Origin of the sequence: Halomonas sp. CSM-2 (assembly GCF_002119345.1) — a bacterium.
Classification (GTDB): Bacteria; Pseudomonadota; Gammaproteobacteria; order Pseudomonadales; family Halomonadaceae; genus Vreelandella; species Vreelandella janggokensis.
The window spans coordinates 48360-68071 of sequence record NZ_NBYR01000014.1; the positions used below are offsets into that span (position 1 = coordinate 48360).

Here is a 19712-nt window from a genome sequence, read left to right on the forward strand (position 1 = left end):
AAGGCTTCCTTTAACCGAATTACAGGCCATTAGTTGTCATTGTAAGAATCTGCGCCGGTTAGCTTATCACGGACGATGACGCGTCACCGTCGGCACATAGTGAGCGGTCCAGCACCGCGATAAAGCAGGCACCGCCGAGTTCGCTGTCTTCCAGGGTGACCGTGCCACCATGCTGGCGACACAGTCGCGCCACCAGCGCCAGGCCTAGTCCCTGATGCTGACCGGTTTTGGTCGAGAAGCCTTCGCTAAAAATCGACTCGACATGCTCAGGGACAACACCAGGCCCGTTATCCTCCACTTCAATGAGCAATTGCTCGCCCAGGTCGGTGAAAAACAAGCGTACCCGTGGCGGGTCATTCGGCCCATGCAGGGCTGCGTAGCAGGCGTTATCCAGCAGGTTACCCACCACACTCATCATCACTTCCTGCCCGGTCGGCGTTAGCGGGCGGCTAAGTGAGCTTTGTTCATCAATATCCAGCGTTACGCCCAGTTCCCTGGCACGGGTCAGTTTGCCCATCAGGGTACCGCTCAAAACGGTATCGACGACGTTACGCATCAAGAAGCTCATCTGCGCCTGAGCGCGCTTGGTTTCCTGGTGGATCAACGTCAGCGCCTCATCAATGCGCTCGAGCTGCAGCAAGCCGGAAATGGTGTAGAGCTTATTGGAAAACTCGTGCGCCTGGGCGCGCAGCATGTCGACATCGCGGCTAGCCTGGGTCAGCGCCTGGGATAGATCGACAATCTCCCGACGGCTGCGAAATGTCGCCACCGCTCCCTCGATCTCGCCCTCGTGGACAATCGGCACGCGGTTAACCACCACCGGATGATCCCCCAGCCACATTTGCTGGTCGAACTCCTGCTGACCGTACTTAAGCACTTCCTGGAGCCGCGAATTGGGAACCACCTCGCGGATCGGCTGGCCGAGGAGAATATGCTCGTCGGCCAACCCCAGGAACCACCGAGCCTGTTGGTTCACCAGCGTAATCTGGCCTTCGCGGTTCACCGCCAGGATACCCTCGTGTATCGATTGCAGGATGGCCTCTTTCTCCATCGCCAGACGGGCAATTTCGTAGGGCTCCAACCCCAGAATGACACGCTTTAGATGCTGGGAGAGCCAATAGGCACCGGCAAACCCCAGCACGATCATCAGCGCCACCAATGACCAGCCCAGGCTGTTATAGCGAGCGATATCCATTGCGACGCGATCAAGCATGAAGCCGACCGAGACAATGCCGATGATATTCCCCGCTTCATCGCGCACCGGCGTTTTACCGCGCATGGCGGACCCCAATGTACCGGTCGCTTCCGATACATAGGACTCGCCTCCTTCAAGCGCCCGCGCGTTATCGCCGCCTACCATGGTCAAGCCGATACGCTCGGGCACCGGATGCGAATAGCGCACGCTTTGGTTATTACCGACCACCACGTACCGCGCGCCGGTTTCACGACGCACGCGTTCGGCCAGCGGCTGTATCACGCTTGCGGGATTGTCATCGTCAAAGGCATCGATAAGTGCGGGCATTGAGGCCACCGTCTTGGCTACCGCCAAGGCCCGCTCCCCCATTTGCGTGCTGATGATCTCGGCTTTACGGTGATTCAGATAGGTGCCTTGTGCCAACAGCATGCCCGCCAGCAAAAGACCGACAAGCAGCATGACCTGAAGGCGAAAGCTGCGTTTGTACCAGCGCCGCCTGGAGCGCGTTCGACGCCAGCGTTGCAACTCAGCTAATGTTTTGTTCGGGCGGGAGGATGGCATGACGGCACTCACAAGCGGTAACGGCCTCATTATGGCATGCGCATGCAGAGGGCGTTAAACTTCGCTGCTTTGGTCAACTGGACAGGTAACAGGCCTTGCACTGCCAGATCAGGGAGAGCGGTATGCTAGCGAAGGATTGGGGAAAGGGAGTGGCCATTTTACTGGGTGTTCTCTGGAGCGCGTCAGCCATTGCAAGCCCCTTTTACGCCCCTGACCCTCCGTCCGACGATACCCCCGTTTTCAGCGGCGACTCTGAATTGGGCTACAACCGCCTCACGGGCAATACCAACAGTGAAACGCTCATCGGCAAAACCCGCTTGCAATGGTTGACGGGCGATTTGACCCACTCGCTGCGCGGCGAAGTGCGCCACGTCAGCAAGGAAGACGACACTGCCGCCGAACAGTACCTGCTGGCGGCCCGCGAACGCTACGACTTCAACGGGCCCCATTACCTGTTTGGCTTTGCCCGTTGGGAAAAAGATCGCTTTGCCGGTTACGATCAGCAGCTCAGCGCGATTGGCGGCTACGGGCGGCAGATCCTCGACAACGAGCGTCATACGCTGTCGCTGGAAGCCGGCCCGGGCTACCGCCACGACCGGCTCCGCGAGCACGGTAATGAGCGCCTGGGCGTTGCCTATTCGGCCATCGATTATCGCTGGGAATTTGCCGACTACGCCGATATCCGTCAGGAAGCGTCGCTGGAATACACGCGCCAGAATGTCACCTCGCGCTCGCTCACCGCCCTGACGACACGGCTGAACTCAAAGCTTTCGCTCCGCCTCTCCTACGAGATCAAACACAATTCAGAGCCCCCTGACGATGCCGACAAACGCAGCGACACCACCACCAGCGCGTCGCTGCTTTTCCACTGGTAGCGCACCATAATGCAGCAAGCCGTGTTAGACGTTGGTCTATAAAGACGTTACAATGTGCTCAGTTTCCTGTCCTAGCGCCATTCCATGAATGGCGCTTTTTTTTTCCCACTTTTCAACGCGGCAAGCTGTTAAGTTTGACGACCATCTTGCCCAATTCCCAAACGGACTCTCATGACGACACAATCAACTCAAGACGCGATGCCACGAAGTGGTCTACGCGCCCTCGGTGATCCTCTGGTGCTGCTGCTCAGCATCGGCTTTATCGTGGCCTTTATTGGTCTATCACTTTACGATGTCGACCTCGTTGCCAACAGCATCAGTACCGGCTTCGCCTGGACAGCGCGGGTATTTGGAACCTACTTTCAACTGCTGCTGATCGCCACCTTCTTGATTGCCATTGGCCTGGCCTTTACCCCCGCCGCCAACGCCAAAATCGGCAACCTCGATGCGCCGGAAATGAGTACCTTCAAGTGGCTATCAATCATTCTGTGCACCTTGCTGGCCGGTGGCGGGGTGTTTTTCGCAGCAGGCGAGCCGGTTTATCACTTTGTGGTCACCCCTCCCGCGTTCGACAGCGAAGCCGGCACGCCAGAAGCCGTGGCAAACGCACTCGCCCAATCATTCAACCATTGGGGTTTTTTGGCCTGGGCGGTACTCGGGTCGCTTTCGGCGGTGGTACTGGCGCATGCCCACTATGTGAAAGGCCAGCCGCTTCAGCCCCGCACCCTGCTGTACCCGGTATTTGGTGAGCGTCTGCTACGTGGGCCGCTGGGCGGCATTATCGATGCGTGCTGTGTGATTGCCCTGGTGGCAGGCACCGTGGGGCCGATCGGTTTTCTGGCGACCCAGGTCAGTTTTGGTTTACACGAGCTATTTGGTCTGCCGGAAGGCTATACCGGCCAGTTGATCATTCTTGCGGCGCTGGGCAGCATTTACGTGCTGTCCTCAATGAGCGGTGTCCATAAAGGCATTCAGCTACTCAGTCGGTTCAACGTGCTGCTGGCGCTCACGATTGGTGCGGTCATCTTTATCTTCGGCCCGACCCTGTTCCTGACCAACAGCTATGTGGCAGGGCTGGGCACCTATGTGAGCGAGTTCTTCACCATGGCAACCACGACGGCGGACACCGCGCCCGACTGGTGGATGCAGTGGTGGACGGTGTTCTTCTTTGCCTGGTTCATCGGCTATGCGCCGCTGATGGCCATTTTCGTGGCGCGCATTTCCCGTGGCCGCACCATTCGCCAGATGATTGTCGCCGTCGCCGTTATCGCGCCGATTGCCACCAGCGTGTGGTTTACCCTGCTTGGCGGCTCGGGCATCTACTATCAGCTCAGCGGTGCCATCGAGCTGACCGAAGCGCTGAACAACTTCCAGTTTGACGTGGCCACGCTGACCGTCGCTCAAGCACTTCCCGGCGGTACCTGGATGGCGTTGGCGATCTTGCTGTTAACGACCATTTTCGTGGCGACCACCGGTGACTCGATGAGCTACGCCATCGCCGTCGTGGGCGCTGGTCACGATGACCCCAACCCTTACATCCGCGCCTTCTGGGGGATCGCCATGGCCCTGATGGCGGCGATATTGCTGAACATGGGCGCCGGGCAAATCAGTGCGCTACAGCAGTTTATCGTGATCACCGCCATTCCCGTGTCGCTGATCCTGCTGCCCACTTTATGGCACGGCCCCAAGGCTGCGTATGCCATGGCGCGTGAGCAGGGCATTATTAAGTAGCCACTAGAGCCCTTCCAGCAGTCGCAGAATCATCTGCGGCTGCTGGTTGGCCTGGGCCAAAATAGCGATGCCTACCTGCTGAAGGATCTGAGCGCGCACCAGATTTGAAACTTCCTTGGCGTAATCAGCATCCTGAATGCGCGACCGGGCGGCGGACGTGTTGATAATATTGGTATTAAGCCCGTCGATCACGCTTTCAAAGCGATTCTGCACGGCCCCCATATAGCTGCGCTGACGGTCTACGCGCTTGATAGCGTCATCCAGGGTCGCTAGCGGCTCTTCGGTGGCACTACCGTCATCAAGAATACTAAAGCCTTCCAGGCCCAGGGCCTGCAACCCCATCCCTTCAAAACGTACTGCGATGCTACTGCCATCGTTAGCACCCACCTGGATGTTTAACGACTTTGGCTCGTCAATCAGCCCTATGCCGTTGAAATTACTCTGCCCGGCAATGCGATCAATCTCTTCTAAACGCTGATCGATTTCGTCTTGGATAGAAACCAGGTCGTCGGAAGAGTTGGTGCCGTTCGCTGCTTGCACGCTCAGCTCGCGGATGCGTTGCAGGTTGTCGTTAACCTGATTTAGCGAGCCTTCCGCTGTCTGCACCATTGATATGCCATCGTTGGTGTTGCGAATCGCCTGGGTCATGCCCTTGATTTGTGCTGTCATGCGGTTGGCAATCGCCTGGCCAGCAGGATCATCCTTGGCACTATTGATGCGCAGGCCGGACGAAAGCCGCTGCATGGCGGTTTGCATCGACTGCTGGCTACTCCGCAGGTGCTGAAGAGTAAGCAAGGAACTGATATTGGTTTTGAGGCTTACCACCGATTTCTCCCAAGCGGCACAGCGCTTAAAGGAAACAGCCAGGAATATTACTTATCGGCCGTTTAGTACCCGGCGTTAGCCCCAAGGAAGGATTTATTTGCGCTCCACTGCCGACAGCAACTCATCAACGGGGACCCGCACATAATCGTGCTCAAGATAGCCCTCATCCACCAGCTCGCCATCCCAGGCAACAATGTCCAGATCCATGGTCCTCGGCCCCGACTTGATCGGGCCACGAACCCGGCCGAGGCGATCTTCCACACCTTTCAGGTAGGCACGAAAGTCACTCATCGATAAGCGCGTGCGCACCAGTAAGGCCGCGTTGAGAAAGTTGGGCTGCTGCTGGTAGCCGACCGGCGTGGTAACGATTTCACGGGAGCGGCCGACCATTTCACACTCTTGGCAAAGGATATCCAGTGCCTCGGCCGCGTGCCGCTCGGGCTCTATATTGGAGCCCAGCGAAATGACGCATTCGTGAAGCGAGGTATCGGGTTGGGCATATAAACGTGATTGAGACATGTTATCCATCCTTGAGCGAAGCGCCGATAAAACCCAAGCCTAACGTTCTGCACCGTTTGTGCAAGTACTGTACAATTTATTGACAAACGCTGCCCTCACGCAGACAGTCATGTCATCCTACACCGATCAAGCACCCTATCACGACGAGGATTGTTCAATGAGTACACCGGCCGCATTGGTTACCGGCGGGGCAACGCGCCTGGGACGTCATTTTGCCGAATCACTGGCTGACGCGGGCTATGACATCGCGCTGCACGTAAACCGCTCCCGCGATGAGGCAGAGGAAGTCGCCGAAGGCATCCGCGCAAAAGGTCGGGATTGCGAGCTATTCAGCTGCGATTTCTTGCACGGCGATGTGGGCCGACTGATCGAGCAGGTAACACAGCGATTCCCAAAGCTGAGCGTCCTGCTCAACAGCGCATCCGCCTACACGCCCGCGCCCCTTGCCGAGACCGACCTTGAGATGCTGGAAACCCAGTTCCGGGTGAATCTGTTTACCCCACTATTGTTAACCCGGCACTTTGCAAGCGCTGTCGACACGGGCCAGGTGATCAATATCATCGACAACAAGGTGGCCTACCACCAGTACCCCTACGCCGCCTATTTGCTGTCCAAAAAGAGTCTGGCGGAGATGACACGCATGGCGGCGCTGGAGTTTGCCCCCCGCATCCGGGTGAACGGCATCGCGCCGGGCGTCGTGCTACCCGCCTCCCAGCGTACCAGCGACTACATCGACTGGCGCATCGACGGGATCCCCGTCAAGCAACAAGGCGAACCCGACCATCTCGTGCAGGCGTTGCATTACCTGCTCAACAACGACTTTGTCGCCGGGCAGATTCTATTTGTCGACGGCGGCGAATCCATCAATGTGGAAGGGCGTCACTCGGAAAACTATCCGGGGTAACCCGCAAAGCAAAGGGGCTGCCCGATGGCAGCCCCTTTGCGTATTACGATGCGGCGTTTAGCGCCCGTCAGGCGTATCAACGTCGTCGTGGTCGGGCTTGATGTGATCCGAGTCCGACGCTTGCTGCACATCCTGATGAGAGGCCGGTTGTTGTTCTCCAGCGTCCTGACGGGGAGCCTGCTTGCCGTCTGTTTCCTCGGCGGTGGAGTCGATAACCCGGACGTTCGCGGGCGGTGCGCTACCGTCCTTGTTTTCGCCGAAGTACAGCGTGGTATGCGGGAAGGGTATTTCGATACCGGCTTCATCAAAGCGCAGCTTGACGAAACGGTTATACGCACGCCCAACCGCCCACTGGTCGCCCGGCGTGGTCTTGATCACCACACGGATATTGACCGAGCTATCCGCCAGCGCGATGACCCCGGCAACGGTCATGTCTTCGAGCAGCTTGTGGCCATGCTCTTCGCTGGCCTTGAGGTCCTCGAACGCGACTTTTAGTTGCTCGATCGCATCGTCAATACTTTCGCGATAGGCAATGCCGTACTCGCCGACGTGGTTACCGAACTCGCGCATGTAGTTGGAGACCGTATCGACGCTGGAGAACGGCACGATATGGAAGGTGCCGCTAAGATCACGGATACCCACCGAGCGGATACTGAGTTTTTCCGCCGTGCCGGTAATGCCGCCAACGGTGACCACATCGCCGGTATTCATGGCGTTTTCCACCTGGATGAAGACGCCGGTGATGACATCCTGAACCAGTTTTTGCGCACCGAAACCAATTGCCAGGCCAAGCACACCGGCACCCGCAATCAGCGGGCCGATATTGATGCCGATCTCCGACAGCACGATCATGCCGGTGATGGTCACCATGGCAATGGCCAGTGCGTTGCGGAACAGGCTGAGCAGCGTTTTTGCCCGTGCGGTGGGCTCGCCTACTCCGGTATCCGGATTGAGCTTGTGTTCGATCAGACTGGCAAGCCCCAGCCACGCGCCGATCGCAACGATAAGTATAATGGCCACGCTGATTAACTTGCTAACCAGGCCAGCTCCGGCTTCAGAGGCATACCAGGCGGCCAGATCGAACGCGCCCCAGGCATCCAGCACCACCATGATGACCGTTACCACAATCACCGTGCGCAGAATACGCAGCGCATTGGGCACGTAGCGATTAAGACGCTTTTCCAACAGCGGCAGCTTGCGGCGCATGTCAGGCGAGAGCTGAATGCGGCGGCCAATGGTTTGCGTCAGGAACGACGACACCAAGAGGCCCGCGACGACCGCTGCCAGCGTTTTCAGTGTCGCAAACAGCACAAACGGCAAGGCATCGCCTGGACGAACCAGCGTCAGCACCAACACCATCAGGAAGTAGAGCAGCGCGAACAGGTGCCAAGTGCGGGCGAACAGCTGAAGAGACACACGGCTGGCGGCTAGTGTCGAGCGTGCACCGACGGTATTCAGGTTGTCGCGCAGGCGCACGCGGTTTTTCAGCACCACCGCCACGGCATAAATGAACGCCAGCAGCATGATCAAGGTACCGACCGCCTGACCAATGGCTGCCGACACATAGAAATTGACCAGCGGGACCACGACCATCAGGCCGTATCCCACCATGCCAATCAGGCGGGCTAACCAACGGTTCCAGTAGGAGGCTTCCTGCGCTGAAATCGGCAACAGTCGCAACCCTTCGTAGCGCGAGGAAAACAGCATCCGCACTGCGGCTTTCAAGAGCTCAATGATTAAAAAGGCGTTGAGAAACAGGGATGCCCGAGTGGAGAGGTCGCCAACTTCACCGACCGCAAAGGTGGCAACAAGATTACCGCCGACATAGGCAAGCGCCACCAGCAGCACATCAATCACGGCGGCAATCGCCACGCAAACAATCAAACGCAGCACGGGCGTCAGCCCGGCGCCCTGCTGGGACCAGCCACTGATTTTAGTGAACAACGGCTTCGCCACGCGTCGAAACACCATAAACATGGCGAAGGTGGCGGCAATCACGATACCAAGATTGATCGCCGCGGACATGAATACCGCCATGTCGAAGACGCTCTCGCCACCACCGACAAAGAGGCCACGCACCAGCAGCACTAGTTGTTCGAACTGGCCGCCGACTTCGCCGACAACATTGCTGGTCAGTTGAGCCAGTTGGCGCGGCAGCGACACATCCTCGGGGGCGATATCACTGCCCTGGGCAGCGCCCCCGGGTAGCTCCGATGACTCGGCCACCTCGGACGCCTGGCTGCGTAGCAAGTCGATGAGTTCCTGGCGAGCCTGCTCGTCTTCGAGTAAGTTCGCCAGGGATTCATAGGACTGTGGTTCAGTGGTCTCTGCCCCGTCGCTGCCACCTTCACTTGGTGTACTGCTTTGCGCAAACACGGGCGCAGCAAACAGCGTCATCAGCGCTAGCAGCCAGACGCTGAGACAGGGTAATAAACGTAGTGGCGTCACACCGTAACCTCCCTTTGATGGTGAGTCGTTGCATCAACCTGACGGCTGAGCTAATTGTTTCGACTAATCATACATGCCAAGGAACATATAAGCATTGTATAGGATATTGAGCTTAACATGATTACCTGCACAAAGGCTCGAGCCAGGACGCTGCCAAACCGAGTATCAGTGCATAGCGGGCACCTTTTGCGACCAGTATCCATGCCAGCGCGCGCCACCAGGGCAAGCGTAATATGCCGGCCACGACGGTCAACGGATCACCAATGATCGGCAGCCAGGACAACAGCAGGCTCGCTTCACCAACACGCTGGTACCAACGTTCGGCACGGGCCAGCTGCGCGGGGGAAGCCGGAAACCAACGACGGTCCTGAAAGCGCCGTGCGTAACGGCCCAAGGCTACATTGACCAGGCTGCCCAGCGTATTGCCAGCGGTGGCGACGCACCATAATGCCAGGACCGGCTGGCCCTGACACCATTGTCGCGCGAGCCAGACTTCCGACCCGCCAGGCAATAACGTAGCGCTGAGCAGCGCTATCCAAAAAAGGCTCAGCATCAGGACGCGGGAAGTTGACCACCCAACTGCAGCGTAATCTCATCCGCCACGCGGCGCACCAGCGCGCCCAGCTCCAGTAGCCGAGCCTCAGGGATACGCGCCACGGGGCCTGACACCGAAATGGCCGCCAACGGCATGCCGTGCTCGTCATTGACGCATGCTGCTACACAGTGCAAGCCAATCGCATGCTCTTCACGGTCACAGGCAAAACCCTGGTCACGAATGCAATGCATCTCGTCGAGCAGGGTGTCGGGCTGGTAAAGGGTGTTTTCGGTCACCCGGGGCAATTCACCTTTAGCGAGCAGTTGGGCGCGTTCGTCGTCAGGCATCCAGGCCAGCAGGGCCTTGCCGACACCGGAGGCGTGCAAGGGCGCCCGCGAGCCTAGCCGGGTAATCATGCGCATCATCTGCGGCGACTCGTGCTGGGCAAGAAACACCGCCGTATCAGCATCGCGGATGCCCAGGTTGGCGGTTTCGCCGGTCTCGGCTGTCAGGCGACGTAAAAACGGACGACTGGTGGCGACCACGTCCCGCGCTTCGAGAAAGCTGTTACCGATGCGGAACGTCTTGACATCAATACGCCACAGGCCCTGTTCATTCTCCTGAGTGACGAAGCCCTGACTCTGCAGCGCCTGAAGCAATCGGTGGGTTGTCGAAGGCGCGAGATCGGCCATTTCCGCCAGGGCGGAAAGCGCCAAACCCTCGGGACTGCTGGCCAGGTACTCCAACAGATTTAACCCACGCACCAACGACTGGCTGTGCCCACCGCCTGCTTTGGCCGAATTGGCCGGGCGGCCAACGGTCCTGCGCTTTACGTCACTCACCTGGCTCTCTCCTGAAAAGCTCTCCTGAAGGCACCTCTACTTATAGGTAGGCGCAAAGAGCGTAAGGATAACGTGCCTGTGCGGCCGCTGTCGCGCTTACGGAAACGAATTCCACCACCACCTGACTGCCGGTAAGCAACTAAATAGACGACGCTTTACGCATATCACGGCCCAATGGATGCGGCTCACCACGGGCTTTGGCGAGGTCAATCTGGCGCTGACGCTCGCGCGCCGCCGCACGGGTCTTCTCGGGTAGCGAGTCGATGCAGTGGGGGCAGCTGATACCAGGCTCATAAGCGGACGACTGCATATCTTCTGCGGAGATCGGCCGACGACAGGCATGGCACTGTTCAAACTCGCCTTCGCTCAAGTCATGGCGAACGGTCACCCGGTTATCAAAAACGAAGCACTCACCGCGCCACAGAGACTGCTCTTCGGGGACTTTTTCCAGGTAATTCAGCACGCCACCCTTGAGGTGATAGACCTCGTCAAAACCTTCCTTGAGCATGAAGCTGGAAGCTTTTTCGCAGCGGATACCGCCGGTACAGAACATGGCGACTTTTTTATGCTTCTCGGGATCATAGTGCTCGCGCACGTATTCAGGGAATTCACGGAAGGTCGTGGTCTTGGGATCGACGGCGCCTTCAAAGCTGCCGATCTCCACTTCATAGTCGTTGCGGGTATCGATAACCAGCACTTCCGGATCGGCAATAATGTCGTTCCATTGCTCAGGCTCGACGTAAGTGCCTACGGTGTCGTTAGGGTCGACGTCCGGAACACCCAGGGTGACGATCTCTTTTTTCAGTTTCACCTTGGTACGATAGAACGGCGGCTCGTCACAAAACGATTCTTTATGGTCGATGTCGCCTAGCCGCGGGTCGGCGGTCAACCAGGCGAGCAGCGCGTCGATGCCCTCGCGGGTACCGGCAACCGTGCCGTTGATGCCCTCTTTGGCGAGCAGCAGCGTGCCCTTCACGCCGTTATCCAGCATGGTCTGGCGCAGCGGTTCACGCAGCGCTTCAAAGTCGTTCAGGGTGACAAACTTATATAACGCAGCGACCACAATACGCGGTGATGACGTAGTTGATGACATAGGTACTGACATGACGAACTCCAGGTAGTCGCCCCCGTAAAAGGCGGACCAGGTGAATTAACGAGCGCATTTTAGCAAAAAGTCTGACGTAAAGCGCCCAACCCGATACGTCGATTTATTCGATCTGATCATTGAGAAACCTTCACCCCACGCCCTCAGTCAGCAGGCGTATATTAATTGTCATTCTCCCAACACTCTGGAGTTGATGATGAAGATCCGCCGTTCAAACGAGCGAGGCTACGCCGACCACGGCTGGCTGCGTTCCTACCATACGTTCTCGTTTGCCAATTACATGGATCCTGACCACATGGGCTTCCGTGCGCTGCGGGTGATCAATGAAGATCGCGTGTCCCCTGGACACGGCTTCGGCGCTCACCCCCATCGGGATATGGAGATCATCTCCTATGTGCTCGATGGCGAAATGGCCCATCAGGACAACATGGGCAATGGTGAAGTGATGCGCCCGGGGGACGTGCAGCGTATGTCAGCAGGCACCGGCGTGCTGCACAGCGAGTTCAACCATTCCAAGGAAAACGGCCTGCACTTCCTGCAAATCTGGATCGAGACCGCCAAACGCGGCATTGCGCCCAGCTACGAACAGAAAGCCTTTCCGCACGCTGAGCGGCAGGGCCAGTGGCGGCTGGTGGTATCACCTGACGGCCAGGATGGCTCGGTGAGCGTTAATCAGGACGTTAATCTGTATAGCGCCTTGTTTAATGAAGGCGAACAGGCAGATACACCGAGTACCCGTTATGCGTGGCTGCACGTGGTGAACGGCGAAATGGAGGTCAACGGCGAAACGCTAAGCGCGGGCGACGCCGCGTCGTTTCAACCGGACGAAACATTTACGCTGACCGGCAAGAAGGCGGGGGAAGTGTTGCTGTTTGATTTGGCTTGAGCCAGAGGTTTGAACTCAAAACGGCCCCGATCGGGGCCGTTTTGGCGTTAGTGCAACCGTTTAGTACAACGGTAAGGTTGCTTAACTATTCTGCGCCGAGTAGAGCACGCGAATCTTCAGCGTATGGTCGACCTGCTTCAACGCTTCCAGCGCCTGGGGGCCGTAGGCTTTGTCCACATCGATGACCACGTAGCCAACCTTGTCGTTGGTTTGCAGGTACTGGCCCGAGATATTGATGCCGTTCTCAGATAGCACACGGTTGATCTGCGACAGCACACCGGGCACGTTGTCGTGAATATGTAGCAAGCGATGCTTGTCCGGGTGCGCGGGCAGCGCCACTTCGGGGAAGTTGACCGAGGTCACCGTGGTGCCGTTATCGGAATAGGTGATCAGTTTTTCCGACACCTCGATGCCGATATTTTCCTGGGCTTCCAGGGTCGAGCCGCCGATATGCGGCGTGAGGATAACGTTTTCCAGGCCGCGTAGCGGGCTTTCAAACTCCTCGGCATTGCCCTTCGGCTCGACGGGGAAGACATCAATCGCCGCCCCGTTCAGCCTGCCCGCCTTGATCGCCTGAGCCAGCGGTTCAATTTCCACCACGCTGCCCCGCGAGGCGTTGATCAAGATGGCACCGGGTTTCATGGCAGCAATTTCTTTTTCGCCTACCATCCAGCGGGTGGACGCCAAGTCAGGCACGTGCAGGCTGACCACATCGGCGCGCCCCAACAACTCTTCAAGGCTCGCCACCTGGTTGGCGTTACCCATGCCCAACTTGGTGATCACATCGTAATAAATGACGTTAAAGCCCAGCGACTCGGCGAGCACGGAAAGCTGCGCGCCAATGCTGCCATAACCCACGATACCCAGCGTTTTTCCGCGGGCTTCGTGGGAGTTTTTCGCCGATTTCAGCCAGCCGCCCTGATGAGCCCGGGCATTTTTCTCCGGAATACCGCGCAGCAGCATGATGGCTTCGGCGAGTACCAACTCAGCGACTGAGCGGGTGTTGGAATACGGTGCGTTGAACACCGCAATCCCGCGCTTGAGCGCCGCGTCAAGGTCGACCTGATTGGTGCCGATGCAGAAACAGCCAACGCCCACCAGCTTTTCCGCCGCCGCGAACACGCGCTCATTCAGTTGAGTACGGGAACGAATACCGATGAAGTGAACGTCACGAATCTTCTCGATCAGCGCCTCTTCATCCAGCGATGTAGGCAGATGCTCGATATTTTCGTAACCTGCGTTTTGAAAATTGTCCACCGCGCTTTGGTGGACGCCCTCGAGCAGCAGGATCTTGATCTTGCTCTTGTCCAGGGACGTTTTGGCCATGGCTGAATCAACCTCTATGATCGGCGGCATGCGCCGCTTAACGGTTCGCGGAAGGCCCGTATGGTAGCACATTCGCCCACGCTCTCGCTGGGCTCGCGTGATGAAAAGTGTGCGTTGTCAAGATGAACGCGACACAAGTCGCACCTTCGGCAGGGCCTTGAGGGCAGACGCCACCCCCCGCCCTCGGTGTATACTGTTGGCCTTGTTCTCTGCAGACACACGCGCCGCCCACGTCAGGGCGTCAGGAAAACGGTAGGCATGGCCCAATGAGTGACACCACACCCCCACAAGATTTTGCCACCACGGTTGAGCAACTAGAGACGCTCGTGGAACGCCTGGAGTCTGGCGAACTCTCATTGGAGGATGCGCTGACCGCCTTTGAGCAAGGCGTTCGCCTCACCCGTGACGCACAGCAACGCCTGGATAGCGCGGAATTAAAGGTGCGCGCGCTCAGTGAAGACAGTGAAGGCCGCCTGAACGTTACACCCTTTGATGGCCCCGACGCGCCCACGGAAGATTCTGATGGCACGGATGACAGCAACAAGGAGACGCCACCATGGTAGCGCCCGCCGCCGCTGGGCTGACTATGTTGCGTGACACAAGCAATAATCGCGTTGACGCCACCCTGGCCGCGCTATTTGATACGCAACGGGCCACCGAGCCGCGCCTGGAAGCCGCCATGCGCCATGGCTTGCTGGTGGGTGGCAAGCGGCTACGCCCGTTACTGGTGTATCTGGCCGGCCGGGCGCTGGGGGCCCGCGACGACGAGCTTGACGCAGCTGCCGCCGCCATCGAACTGATCCATGCTTATTCACTGATCCACGACGACCTGCCCGCCATGGACGACGACGACCTGCGCCGCGGACAGCCAACGGTCCACAAGGCCTTTGATGAAGCCACCGCTATCCTGGCAGGCGATGCCCTTCAGGCACTGGCTTTTGAAGTGCTGGCACGCACAGGGCACCCACGGCTTGGCAGCCTGGTGACCACCCTTGCCAGCGCCGCTGGCCGTGATGGTATGGTCGCTGGCCAGGCACTGGACCTCGCTGCCGTTGGTGGCCACCCCAATGTCGAGGCTTTGGAGCATATGCACGCCCACAAGACCGGCGCACTGATCGTCGCCGCGGTTCGTCTGGGCGGGCTGATCGCCGTTGACGAACACGACTCCCGTCTACAGGCGCTGATTCGCTACGCGCGTGCCATTGGACTAGCCTTCCAGATTCACGACGATGTGCTGGACGTGACGGGTGACACCGCCACACTGGGTAAAACATCCGGCGCCGATGCTGCCCGCGCCAAGCCGACGTACCCCGGTTTACTGGGGCTTGAAGGCGCACAGCACAAAGCCCAGACACTCATTGACGAGGCCATTGCCGCGCTTGCCCCACTGGGCAAGAACGCACAGCCATTGGCCGACCTTGCCCACTACATGATCGAGCGCGACCACTAGACAATGCCCATGAAGCTGTTCGACGAAATACCCCGCGAGCGCCCGGCAACGCCGTTGCTCGACTCCTTTGACCACCCCGCCGCCCTGCGGGCCATGAACGCCAGGCAGCTTGCCCAGTTGGCAGACGAACTGCGTGCCTATCTGCTTTACAGCGTTGGCGTGTCCGGCGGCCACTTTGGCGCGGGTCTCGGGGTGGTGGAGCTGAGCGTAGCGCTACACCACGCGTTCAACACACCCGACGACCGACTGGTATGGGACGTGGGTCATCAGGCCTACCCGCACAAGATACTCACCGGGCGGCGTGACGCCATGCTCAGCATTCGCCAGCACGGTGGCCTCGCGGCGTTTCCGCGCCGCGCCGAGTCCGGCTACGATACCTTTGGCGTCGGCCACTCCAGCACCTCAATTTCTGCCGCGCTTGGCATGGCATTGGCCACCCAGGCCCAGAACAAGCCACGCCGCGTCTGCGCGATTATCGGCGACGGCGCGCTGAGTGCCGGCATGGCGTTTGAAGCCCTCACCCATGCGGGGCACGTGGATGCCAACATGTTGGTTATTCTCAATGATAATGAGATGTCGATCTCCGAAAACGTCGGCGGCATGGCGACTTACCTGGCCCGCGTGCTTTCCAGCAAGCCGTATCTTAAGATGCGTGAAGAAGGTAAAAAGGTGCTTTCCCACCTTCCCGGCGCGTTGGAGCTTGCCCGCCGCACCGAAGAGCACATGAAAGGCATGGTCAGCCCCGCCACGCTGTTTGAAGAAATGGGCTTCAACTATGTCGGCCCCATCGACGGTCATGACCTCGAAACACTCACCGAGACGCTGGACACTCTGCGCGACCTGGACGGCCCGCAGTTTTTGCATATCAAGACCGTCAAGGGTAAAGGCTTCTTACCCGCCGAAGCCGACCAGATTGGCTACCATGCGATTACCAAACTGGAAAAGCCCAGCGAGCCCGCTCATCAAACGCCAACCGCCGCGCCTGTGGCGCCCAAAAAACCTGCCAAGAAAAAATACTGCAACGTGTTCGGCGACTGGCTGTGCGACATGGCCGCCGCGGATGATCGCCTGATGGGGATTACCCCGGCAATGCGCGAAGGCTCGGACCTGATTCGTTTCTCCAAGGAATACCCCGAGCGCTACTTTGATGTGGCGATTGCTGAACAACACGCCGTCACGCTCGCGGCGGGCATGGCCTGCGAAGGCATGAAACCGGTGGTGGCCATTTACTCTACGTTTCTGCAGCGCGGCTACGACCAACTGATTCATGACGTGGCAGTGCAATCCCTCGACGTCACCTTTGCCATTGATCGCGCGGGTCTGGTCGGCGAAGACGGGCCCACCCACCATGGCAGCATGGACTTGTCCTTTCTGCGCTGTGTGCCCGGCATGGTGATTCTGGCGCCCGCGGATGAAGCCGAGTGTCGCGCCATGCTTAGTGCGGCCTACCATCATCCGGGCCCTGCCGCCGTGCGCTATCCGCGCGGCACCGGCCCGGGCGTAGCGATTCCCGAGCATCTGGAAGCGCTACCCATTGGCCGCGCCGAGGTGCGCCGCAAGTCTTCAGGCAGTGGCGCCAGCATTGCGTTACTCGCCTTTGGCAGCGTTAACACTGCCGCCGCCGAGGTGGCTGAAAGCCTCGATGCCACGCTCATCAATATGCGCTCTATCAAACCGTTGGACCGCGAAGCCGTGCTCCACGCGGCCGACGAACATGAATTGCTGGTCACGCTGGAAGAAAACGTCATCGCTGGTGGTGCCGGAAGCGCCGTCAATGAGCTCCTGCATGCCGAAGGCGTTCAAGTAGAAGTGCTCAACCTCGGCTTGCCGGACGCCTTTGTGGAACACGGCACGCCTGCCGAGCTGCTGCATGACTGCGGCCTGGATGCCGACGGCATCGAACGCGCGATTCGTGCCCGACTGCCGTAATCTTTTTATTTATCAACGTTAGAGACTGCCATGTTATTTCTGATTGTTATTTTTGCGCTTATCGGCCTCGCTTTCGGCGGCCCCGTTGGTCTGCTGGTGGGTGGCGGCCTGGGCTGGTGGCTGGGGCGACGTATCAAGCGGCGTCTGAATGAGGCGCGGATGCGCATCCAGGAAGGCTTTCTGGACTCGATCTTTTCGGTCATGGGTTGCCTGTGCCAAGCCGACGGTAAGGTCACCGACGGCGAACTGGACGTCGCCGAGAAACTCTTCGACCAGATGCGCCTGCAGGGTGAACAACGCACCCGGGCACGCGCCGCCTTTGAGCGCGGCCGCAGCGACGACTTCGATCTGGACGCCGAGCTTGCCAGCGTCAACCGTCTCACCCGTCATCAGCCCGTCATGCGTCAGGTGTTTCTCCAGGTTCAGCTGTCGGCCATCGCTGCCGACGGCGTTCTGCATGACGCCGAACACGAGATGATTCTGCGCGTCGCCCGCGGCGTGGGCTGCAGCGAGACCGAAGTCCAGCAGATCGAAGCCATGTTGCACGGCGCCGCTGCCAATTCTCAGGGCGCCAGCGAAGAAGCCCTCAAAGACGCTTACCGGGTGCTGGGCGTGTCAGAGGATGCCAGCGACGCCGAGGTCAAGAAGGCCTACCGCCGCCTGATGAGCCAGAACCACCCGGACAAACTGGCCGGTAAAGGGCTGCCCGAAAGCATGCGCGACGTCGCCCAGGCGCGCACCAGCGAGATCAGCAACGCCTATGAACGTATCCGCGAGGCAAGGGACCAGTAGCGTTGCCTATTCGCAATTGCCGCTTATCTCGGCTAATCTTGTACAAACTATTCTAGAATAAAGGCCTTATATCATGCGCGTACAAGTCTCTAGCATTGTCAGGATCTGCCTGGCAGCAGCACTTAGCACACTATCGGTAAGCGCTTTCGCAGAGGCCGATACCAATGGCGAACGACTTTCCGGCCAAGAAATTCGTGAGCTGGTATGGGGAAATCAGGTACAAGGCGAGATGGCTGGTGGTGAAGCCTACAGCGAGGTCTACCTTCCCGATGGCGAAATTGTGGGCGACGGCTATTCTGGAGAGGCTACCATTGTTGATGACACCATGTGTTTCGATTACGGCGGTGATGAAATTGACTGCTATGGTGTCCGCCGCAACAGTGAAGGCAATATTGAGTGGATCAAAAACGATGAAGTGGCCGGTTACGGCACGATCAGCGATGCCCCATGATTACCCTCTACAGCTTTCCTAATTCTCGCTCGTTGAGAGCCACCTGGACGCTCGAGGAGCTGGGCCTCGAGTACCGTTGCCAGCATGTCGCGCTGGATAAAGGCGAGGGCCAGACGCCAGAGCATCTGGCGCGTCACCCCGATGGCAAAGTACCGGTGCTCGACAACGGCGAGGTCATTCTGTTTGAGTCGCTGCCGATTTGCCGTTATTTATCCGAACAGCATGGCAATGGACTTTTGATCCCCGATAACGCCATACAACGGGCGCAGGTCGATCAATGGCTGAGCTTTATCGTCACCGAACTGGAACAGCCCCTGTGGAATCAGGCCAAGCATCAGTTTGCCTTGCCCGCGGATAAACGTATCCCCGCCATATTACCCACCTGTGCCTGGGAGTTTCAGCGCGCCTTGAAAGCGCTGGAACGGCGTTATCAGGGCCAGGAAACATTGGTGGGGGACACCTTTACACTGGCAGACCTGTTTCTCACCCACACGCTAAGCTGGGCCGCCAGCATGAAGCATCGCCTGCCTGATCCGTTGATTGCCTACCACGGACGCCATGCCAAGCGCCCGCAAATGGCACGTGCCATTGCCCGTGAAAAGGCGGCGGCTGAAAGTTAAGCGTTGGTAGCGTGAGGCAGAACGGTGCTGAAGATAGCCGCGTAGTGGCAGGCACTGCCCGCGATGACAAACAGATGCCAAATGGCATGGTTGAAGGGGATGGTGTTCACGGCGTAGAAGATAACGCCCAGGGTGTAAACGACGCCTCCACTGGCCAGCAGCACAATGCCAGTCGACGACAGGTTCGCCGCCATTTCCTCTGAAGCCAGTACGATCATCCACCCCATGAGCAGGTAAATCACCACGCGAAGCACCGCCAGGCGATTGGGCCAAAGAAGTTTGCAGACAATTCCCACCAGTGCCAGCGACCATACGGCGGTAAACAGTCCCCAGCCCGTAGGGCCGCGCATGTTAACCAGCAGAAAGGGCGTATACGTACCGGCAATCAGCAGGTAAATCGCACAGTGATCAAGCAGCTGAAAACGCTGCTTCCAGCGCCTATGGGGGATGCCGTGGTAAAGGGTAGAGGCGGTATACAGCAGAATCAGCGTCGTACCATACAGACTCAGGCTGACGATCTTCCAAGGGTCAACATGGGCCGCCAAGCTCGCCAACACCAACAACACGACCATACCGACCAGACTGAGTACCGCTCCCAGCCCGTGGGAGATGCTATTCAGGCGCTCTTCGATAACGCTGAATTTATCCTGACCAGCCAACGGTTTTTCATGCTGTTCGTTACCAAAGGTTGCCATTCTGGATGCTCCTGAGCGACCCA

General features: G+C 58.6%; 19 protein-coding genes. 10 read left to right on the forward strand and 9 right to left on the reverse strand.

Annotation, left to right across the window (positions count from 1 at the left end; all coding sequences use genetic code 11):
* Positions 1-58 precede the first annotated feature (58 nt).
* Positions 59-1756 carry an ATP-binding protein gene (locus B7L15_RS13230; RefSeq protein ID WP_085919427.1) on the reverse strand — a complete coding sequence of 566 codons (1698 nt, stop codon included), beginning with the start codon at positions 1754-1756 and terminating at the stop codon, positions 59-61.
* A gap of 122 nt (positions 1757-1878) precedes the next feature.
* On the opposite strand from B7L15_RS13230, the gene B7L15_RS13235 reads away from it, so the two are divergent.
* Both B7L15_RS13235 and B7L15_RS13240 read left to right on the forward strand, forming a co-directional pair.
* Complete coding sequence (locus tag B7L15_RS13235) at positions 1879-2631, forward strand: DUF481 domain-containing protein (protein WP_085919428.1); 753 nt, start codon at positions 1879-1881, stop codon at positions 2629-2631.
* A 171-nt stretch (positions 2632-2802) separates the two neighbouring features.
* The gene (locus tag B7L15_RS13240; RefSeq protein ID WP_176243690.1) at positions 2803-4362 is read left to right on the forward strand and encodes a BCCT family transporter; all 1560 of its coding nucleotides are present in this window, start codon (positions 2803-2805) and stop codon (positions 4360-4362) included.
* Positions 4363-4365: 3 nt separating this feature from the next.
* Here the strand turns inward: B7L15_RS13240 and B7L15_RS13245 are convergent, their stop codons facing one another.
* Positions 4366-5187, reverse strand: coding sequence for a flagellin N-terminal helical domain-containing protein (locus tag B7L15_RS13245; RefSeq protein ID WP_085919430.1), 822 nt, complete (start codon positions 5185-5187; stop codon positions 4366-4368).
* Positions 5188-5280: 93 nt separating this feature from the next.
* Positions 5281-5706, reverse strand: a complete 426-nt coding sequence (gene folK / locus B7L15_RS13250) for a 2-amino-4-hydroxy-6-hydroxymethyldihydropteridine diphosphokinase (protein WP_085919431.1) — start codon at positions 5704-5706, stop codon at positions 5281-5283.
* A 157-nt stretch (positions 5707-5863) separates the two neighbouring features.
* Here folK and B7L15_RS13255 point away from each other — a divergent pair, with 157 nt between their 5' ends.
* Positions 5864-6610, forward strand: a complete 747-nt coding sequence (locus tag B7L15_RS13255; protein ID WP_085919432.1) for an SDR family oxidoreductase — start codon at positions 5864-5866, stop codon at positions 6608-6610.
* Positions 6611-6667: 57 nt separating this feature from the next.
* Here the strand turns inward: B7L15_RS13255 and ybiO are convergent, their stop codons facing one another.
* From ybiO to trhO, 4 genes are all read right to left on the reverse strand, one after another.
* Positions 6668-9058: a mechanosensitive channel protein gene (gene ybiO, locus B7L15_RS13260; RefSeq protein ID WP_085919433.1), complete on the reverse strand. Its 2391-nt coding sequence runs from the start codon at positions 9056-9058 to the stop codon at positions 6668-6670.
* Between the two features lie 121 nt (positions 9059-9179).
* Positions 9180-9611 (reverse strand): YqaA family protein, encoded by a 432-nt coding sequence (locus B7L15_RS13265; RefSeq protein WP_085919434.1) that lies wholly within the window; start codon positions 9609-9611, stop codon positions 9180-9182.
* Positions 9611-10435, reverse strand: a complete 825-nt coding sequence (locus tag B7L15_RS13270) for an IclR family transcriptional regulator domain-containing protein (RefSeq protein WP_085919435.1) — start codon at positions 10433-10435, stop codon at positions 9611-9613. Before B7L15_RS13270 ends, B7L15_RS13265 begins: the two co-directional genes overlap by 1 nt.
* A gap of 139 nt (positions 10436-10574) precedes the next feature.
* Positions 10575-11528, reverse strand: a complete 954-nt coding sequence (gene trhO, locus B7L15_RS13275) for an oxygen-dependent tRNA uridine(34) hydroxylase TrhO (RefSeq protein WP_085919503.1) — start codon at positions 11526-11528, stop codon at positions 10575-10577.
* Positions 11529-11736: 208 nt separating this feature from the next.
* Here trhO and B7L15_RS13280 point away from each other — a divergent pair, with 208 nt between their 5' ends.
* Positions 11737-12426, forward strand: a complete 690-nt coding sequence (locus B7L15_RS13280) for a pirin family protein (protein ID WP_085919436.1) — start codon at positions 11737-11739, stop codon at positions 12424-12426.
* Between the two features lie 81 nt (positions 12427-12507).
* On the opposite strand, the gene serA is transcribed toward B7L15_RS13280, so the two are convergent.
* Positions 12508-13752 carry a phosphoglycerate dehydrogenase gene (gene serA / locus B7L15_RS13285; RefSeq protein WP_066320841.1) on the reverse strand — a complete coding sequence of 415 codons (1245 nt, stop codon included), beginning with the start codon at positions 13750-13752 and terminating at the stop codon, positions 12508-12510.
* A gap of 266 nt (positions 13753-14018) precedes the next feature.
* Here serA and B7L15_RS13290 point away from each other — a divergent pair, with 266 nt between their 5' ends.
* From B7L15_RS13290 to B7L15_RS13315, 6 genes are all read left to right on the forward strand, one after another.
* A complete protein-coding gene (locus B7L15_RS13290) occupies positions 14019-14315 on the forward strand; it encodes an exodeoxyribonuclease VII small subunit (RefSeq protein WP_085919437.1) in 297 nt (98 codons plus the stop codon).
* A complete protein-coding gene (locus tag B7L15_RS13295; protein ID WP_085919438.1) occupies positions 14309-15202 on the forward strand; it encodes a farnesyl diphosphate synthase in 894 nt (297 codons plus the stop codon). Before B7L15_RS13290 ends, B7L15_RS13295 begins: the two co-directional genes overlap by 7 nt.
* Positions 15203-15205: 3 nt before the next feature.
* Positions 15206-17131: a 1-deoxy-D-xylulose-5-phosphate synthase gene (dxs, locus tag B7L15_RS13300; RefSeq protein ID WP_085919439.1), complete on the forward strand. Its 1926-nt coding sequence runs from the start codon at positions 15206-15208 to the stop codon at positions 17129-17131.
* A 30-nt stretch (positions 17132-17161) separates the two neighbouring features.
* Positions 17162-17923 (forward strand): co-chaperone DjlA, encoded by a 762-nt coding sequence (djlA, locus tag B7L15_RS13305; RefSeq protein WP_085919440.1) that lies wholly within the window; start codon positions 17162-17164, stop codon positions 17921-17923.
* A gap of 73 nt (positions 17924-17996) precedes the next feature.
* Positions 17997-18374, forward strand: coding sequence for a hypothetical protein (locus tag B7L15_RS13310; RefSeq protein ID WP_085919441.1), 378 nt, complete (start codon positions 17997-17999; stop codon positions 18372-18374).
* Complete coding sequence (locus B7L15_RS13315; protein ID WP_085919442.1) at positions 18371-18994, forward strand: glutathione S-transferase family protein; 624 nt, start codon at positions 18371-18373, stop codon at positions 18992-18994. Before B7L15_RS13310 ends, B7L15_RS13315 begins: the two co-directional genes overlap by 4 nt.
* Here B7L15_RS13315 and trhA read toward each other — a convergent pair.
* Complete coding sequence (gene trhA, locus B7L15_RS13320) at positions 18991-19689, reverse strand: PAQR family membrane homeostasis protein TrhA (protein WP_085919443.1); 699 nt, start codon at positions 19687-19689, stop codon at positions 18991-18993. The two genes, B7L15_RS13315 and trhA, sit on opposite strands and share 4 nt — an antisense overlap.
* Positions 19690-19712: the final 23 nt, after the last annotated feature.

What these genes read in the sequence shown, in the direction of transcription:
- B7L15_RS13230 (WP_085919427.1), bottom strand. Translation starts at nt 1,756, where the DNA reads ATGCCATCCTCCCGCCCGAACAAAACATTAGCTGAGTTGCAACGCTGG.
- B7L15_RS13235 (WP_085919428.1), top strand. Translation starts at nt 1,879, where the DNA reads ATGCTAGCGAAGGATTGGGGAAAGGGAGTGGCCATTTTACTGGGTGTT.
- B7L15_RS13240 (WP_176243690.1), top strand. Translation starts at nt 2,803, where the DNA reads ATGACGACACAATCAACTCAAGACGCGATGCCACGAAGTGGTCTACGC.
- folK (WP_085919431.1), bottom strand. Translation starts at nt 5,706, where the DNA reads ATGTCTCAATCACGTTTATATGCCCAACCCGATACCTCGCTTCACGAA.
- B7L15_RS13255 (WP_085919432.1), top strand. Translation starts at nt 5,864, where the DNA reads ATGAGTACACCGGCCGCATTGGTTACCGGCGGGGCAACGCGCCTGGGA.
- B7L15_RS13265 (WP_085919434.1), bottom strand. Translation starts at nt 9,611, where the DNA reads ATGCTGAGCCTTTTTTGGATAGCGCTGCTCAGCGCTACGTTATTGCCT.
- trhO (WP_085919503.1), bottom strand. Translation starts at nt 11,528, where the DNA reads ATGTCATCAACTACGTCATCACCGCGTATTGTGGTCGCTGCGTTATAT.
- B7L15_RS13280 (WP_085919436.1), top strand. Translation starts at nt 11,737, where the DNA reads ATGAAGATCCGCCGTTCAAACGAGCGAGGCTACGCCGACCACGGCTGG.
- serA (WP_066320841.1), bottom strand. Translation starts at nt 13,752, where the DNA reads ATGGCCAAAACGTCCCTGGACAAGAGCAAGATCAAGATCCTGCTGCTC.
- B7L15_RS13290 (WP_085919437.1), top strand. Translation starts at nt 14,019, where the DNA reads ATGAGTGACACCACACCCCCACAAGATTTTGCCACCACGGTTGAGCAA.
- B7L15_RS13295 (WP_085919438.1), top strand. Translation starts at nt 14,309, where the DNA reads ATGGTAGCGCCCGCCGCCGCTGGGCTGACTATGTTGCGTGACACAAGC.
- dxs (WP_085919439.1), top strand. Translation starts at nt 15,206, where the DNA reads ATGCCCATGAAGCTGTTCGACGAAATACCCCGCGAGCGCCCGGCAACG.
- djlA (WP_085919440.1), top strand. Translation starts at nt 17,162, where the DNA reads ATGTTATTTCTGATTGTTATTTTTGCGCTTATCGGCCTCGCTTTCGGC.
- B7L15_RS13310 (WP_085919441.1), top strand. Translation starts at nt 17,997, where the DNA reads ATGCGCGTACAAGTCTCTAGCATTGTCAGGATCTGCCTGGCAGCAGCA.
- B7L15_RS13315 (WP_085919442.1), top strand. Translation starts at nt 18,371, where the DNA reads ATGATTACCCTCTACAGCTTTCCTAATTCTCGCTCGTTGAGAGCCACC.
- trhA (WP_085919443.1), bottom strand. Translation starts at nt 19,689, where the DNA reads ATGGCAACCTTTGGTAACGAACAGCATGAAAAACCGTTGGCTGGTCAG.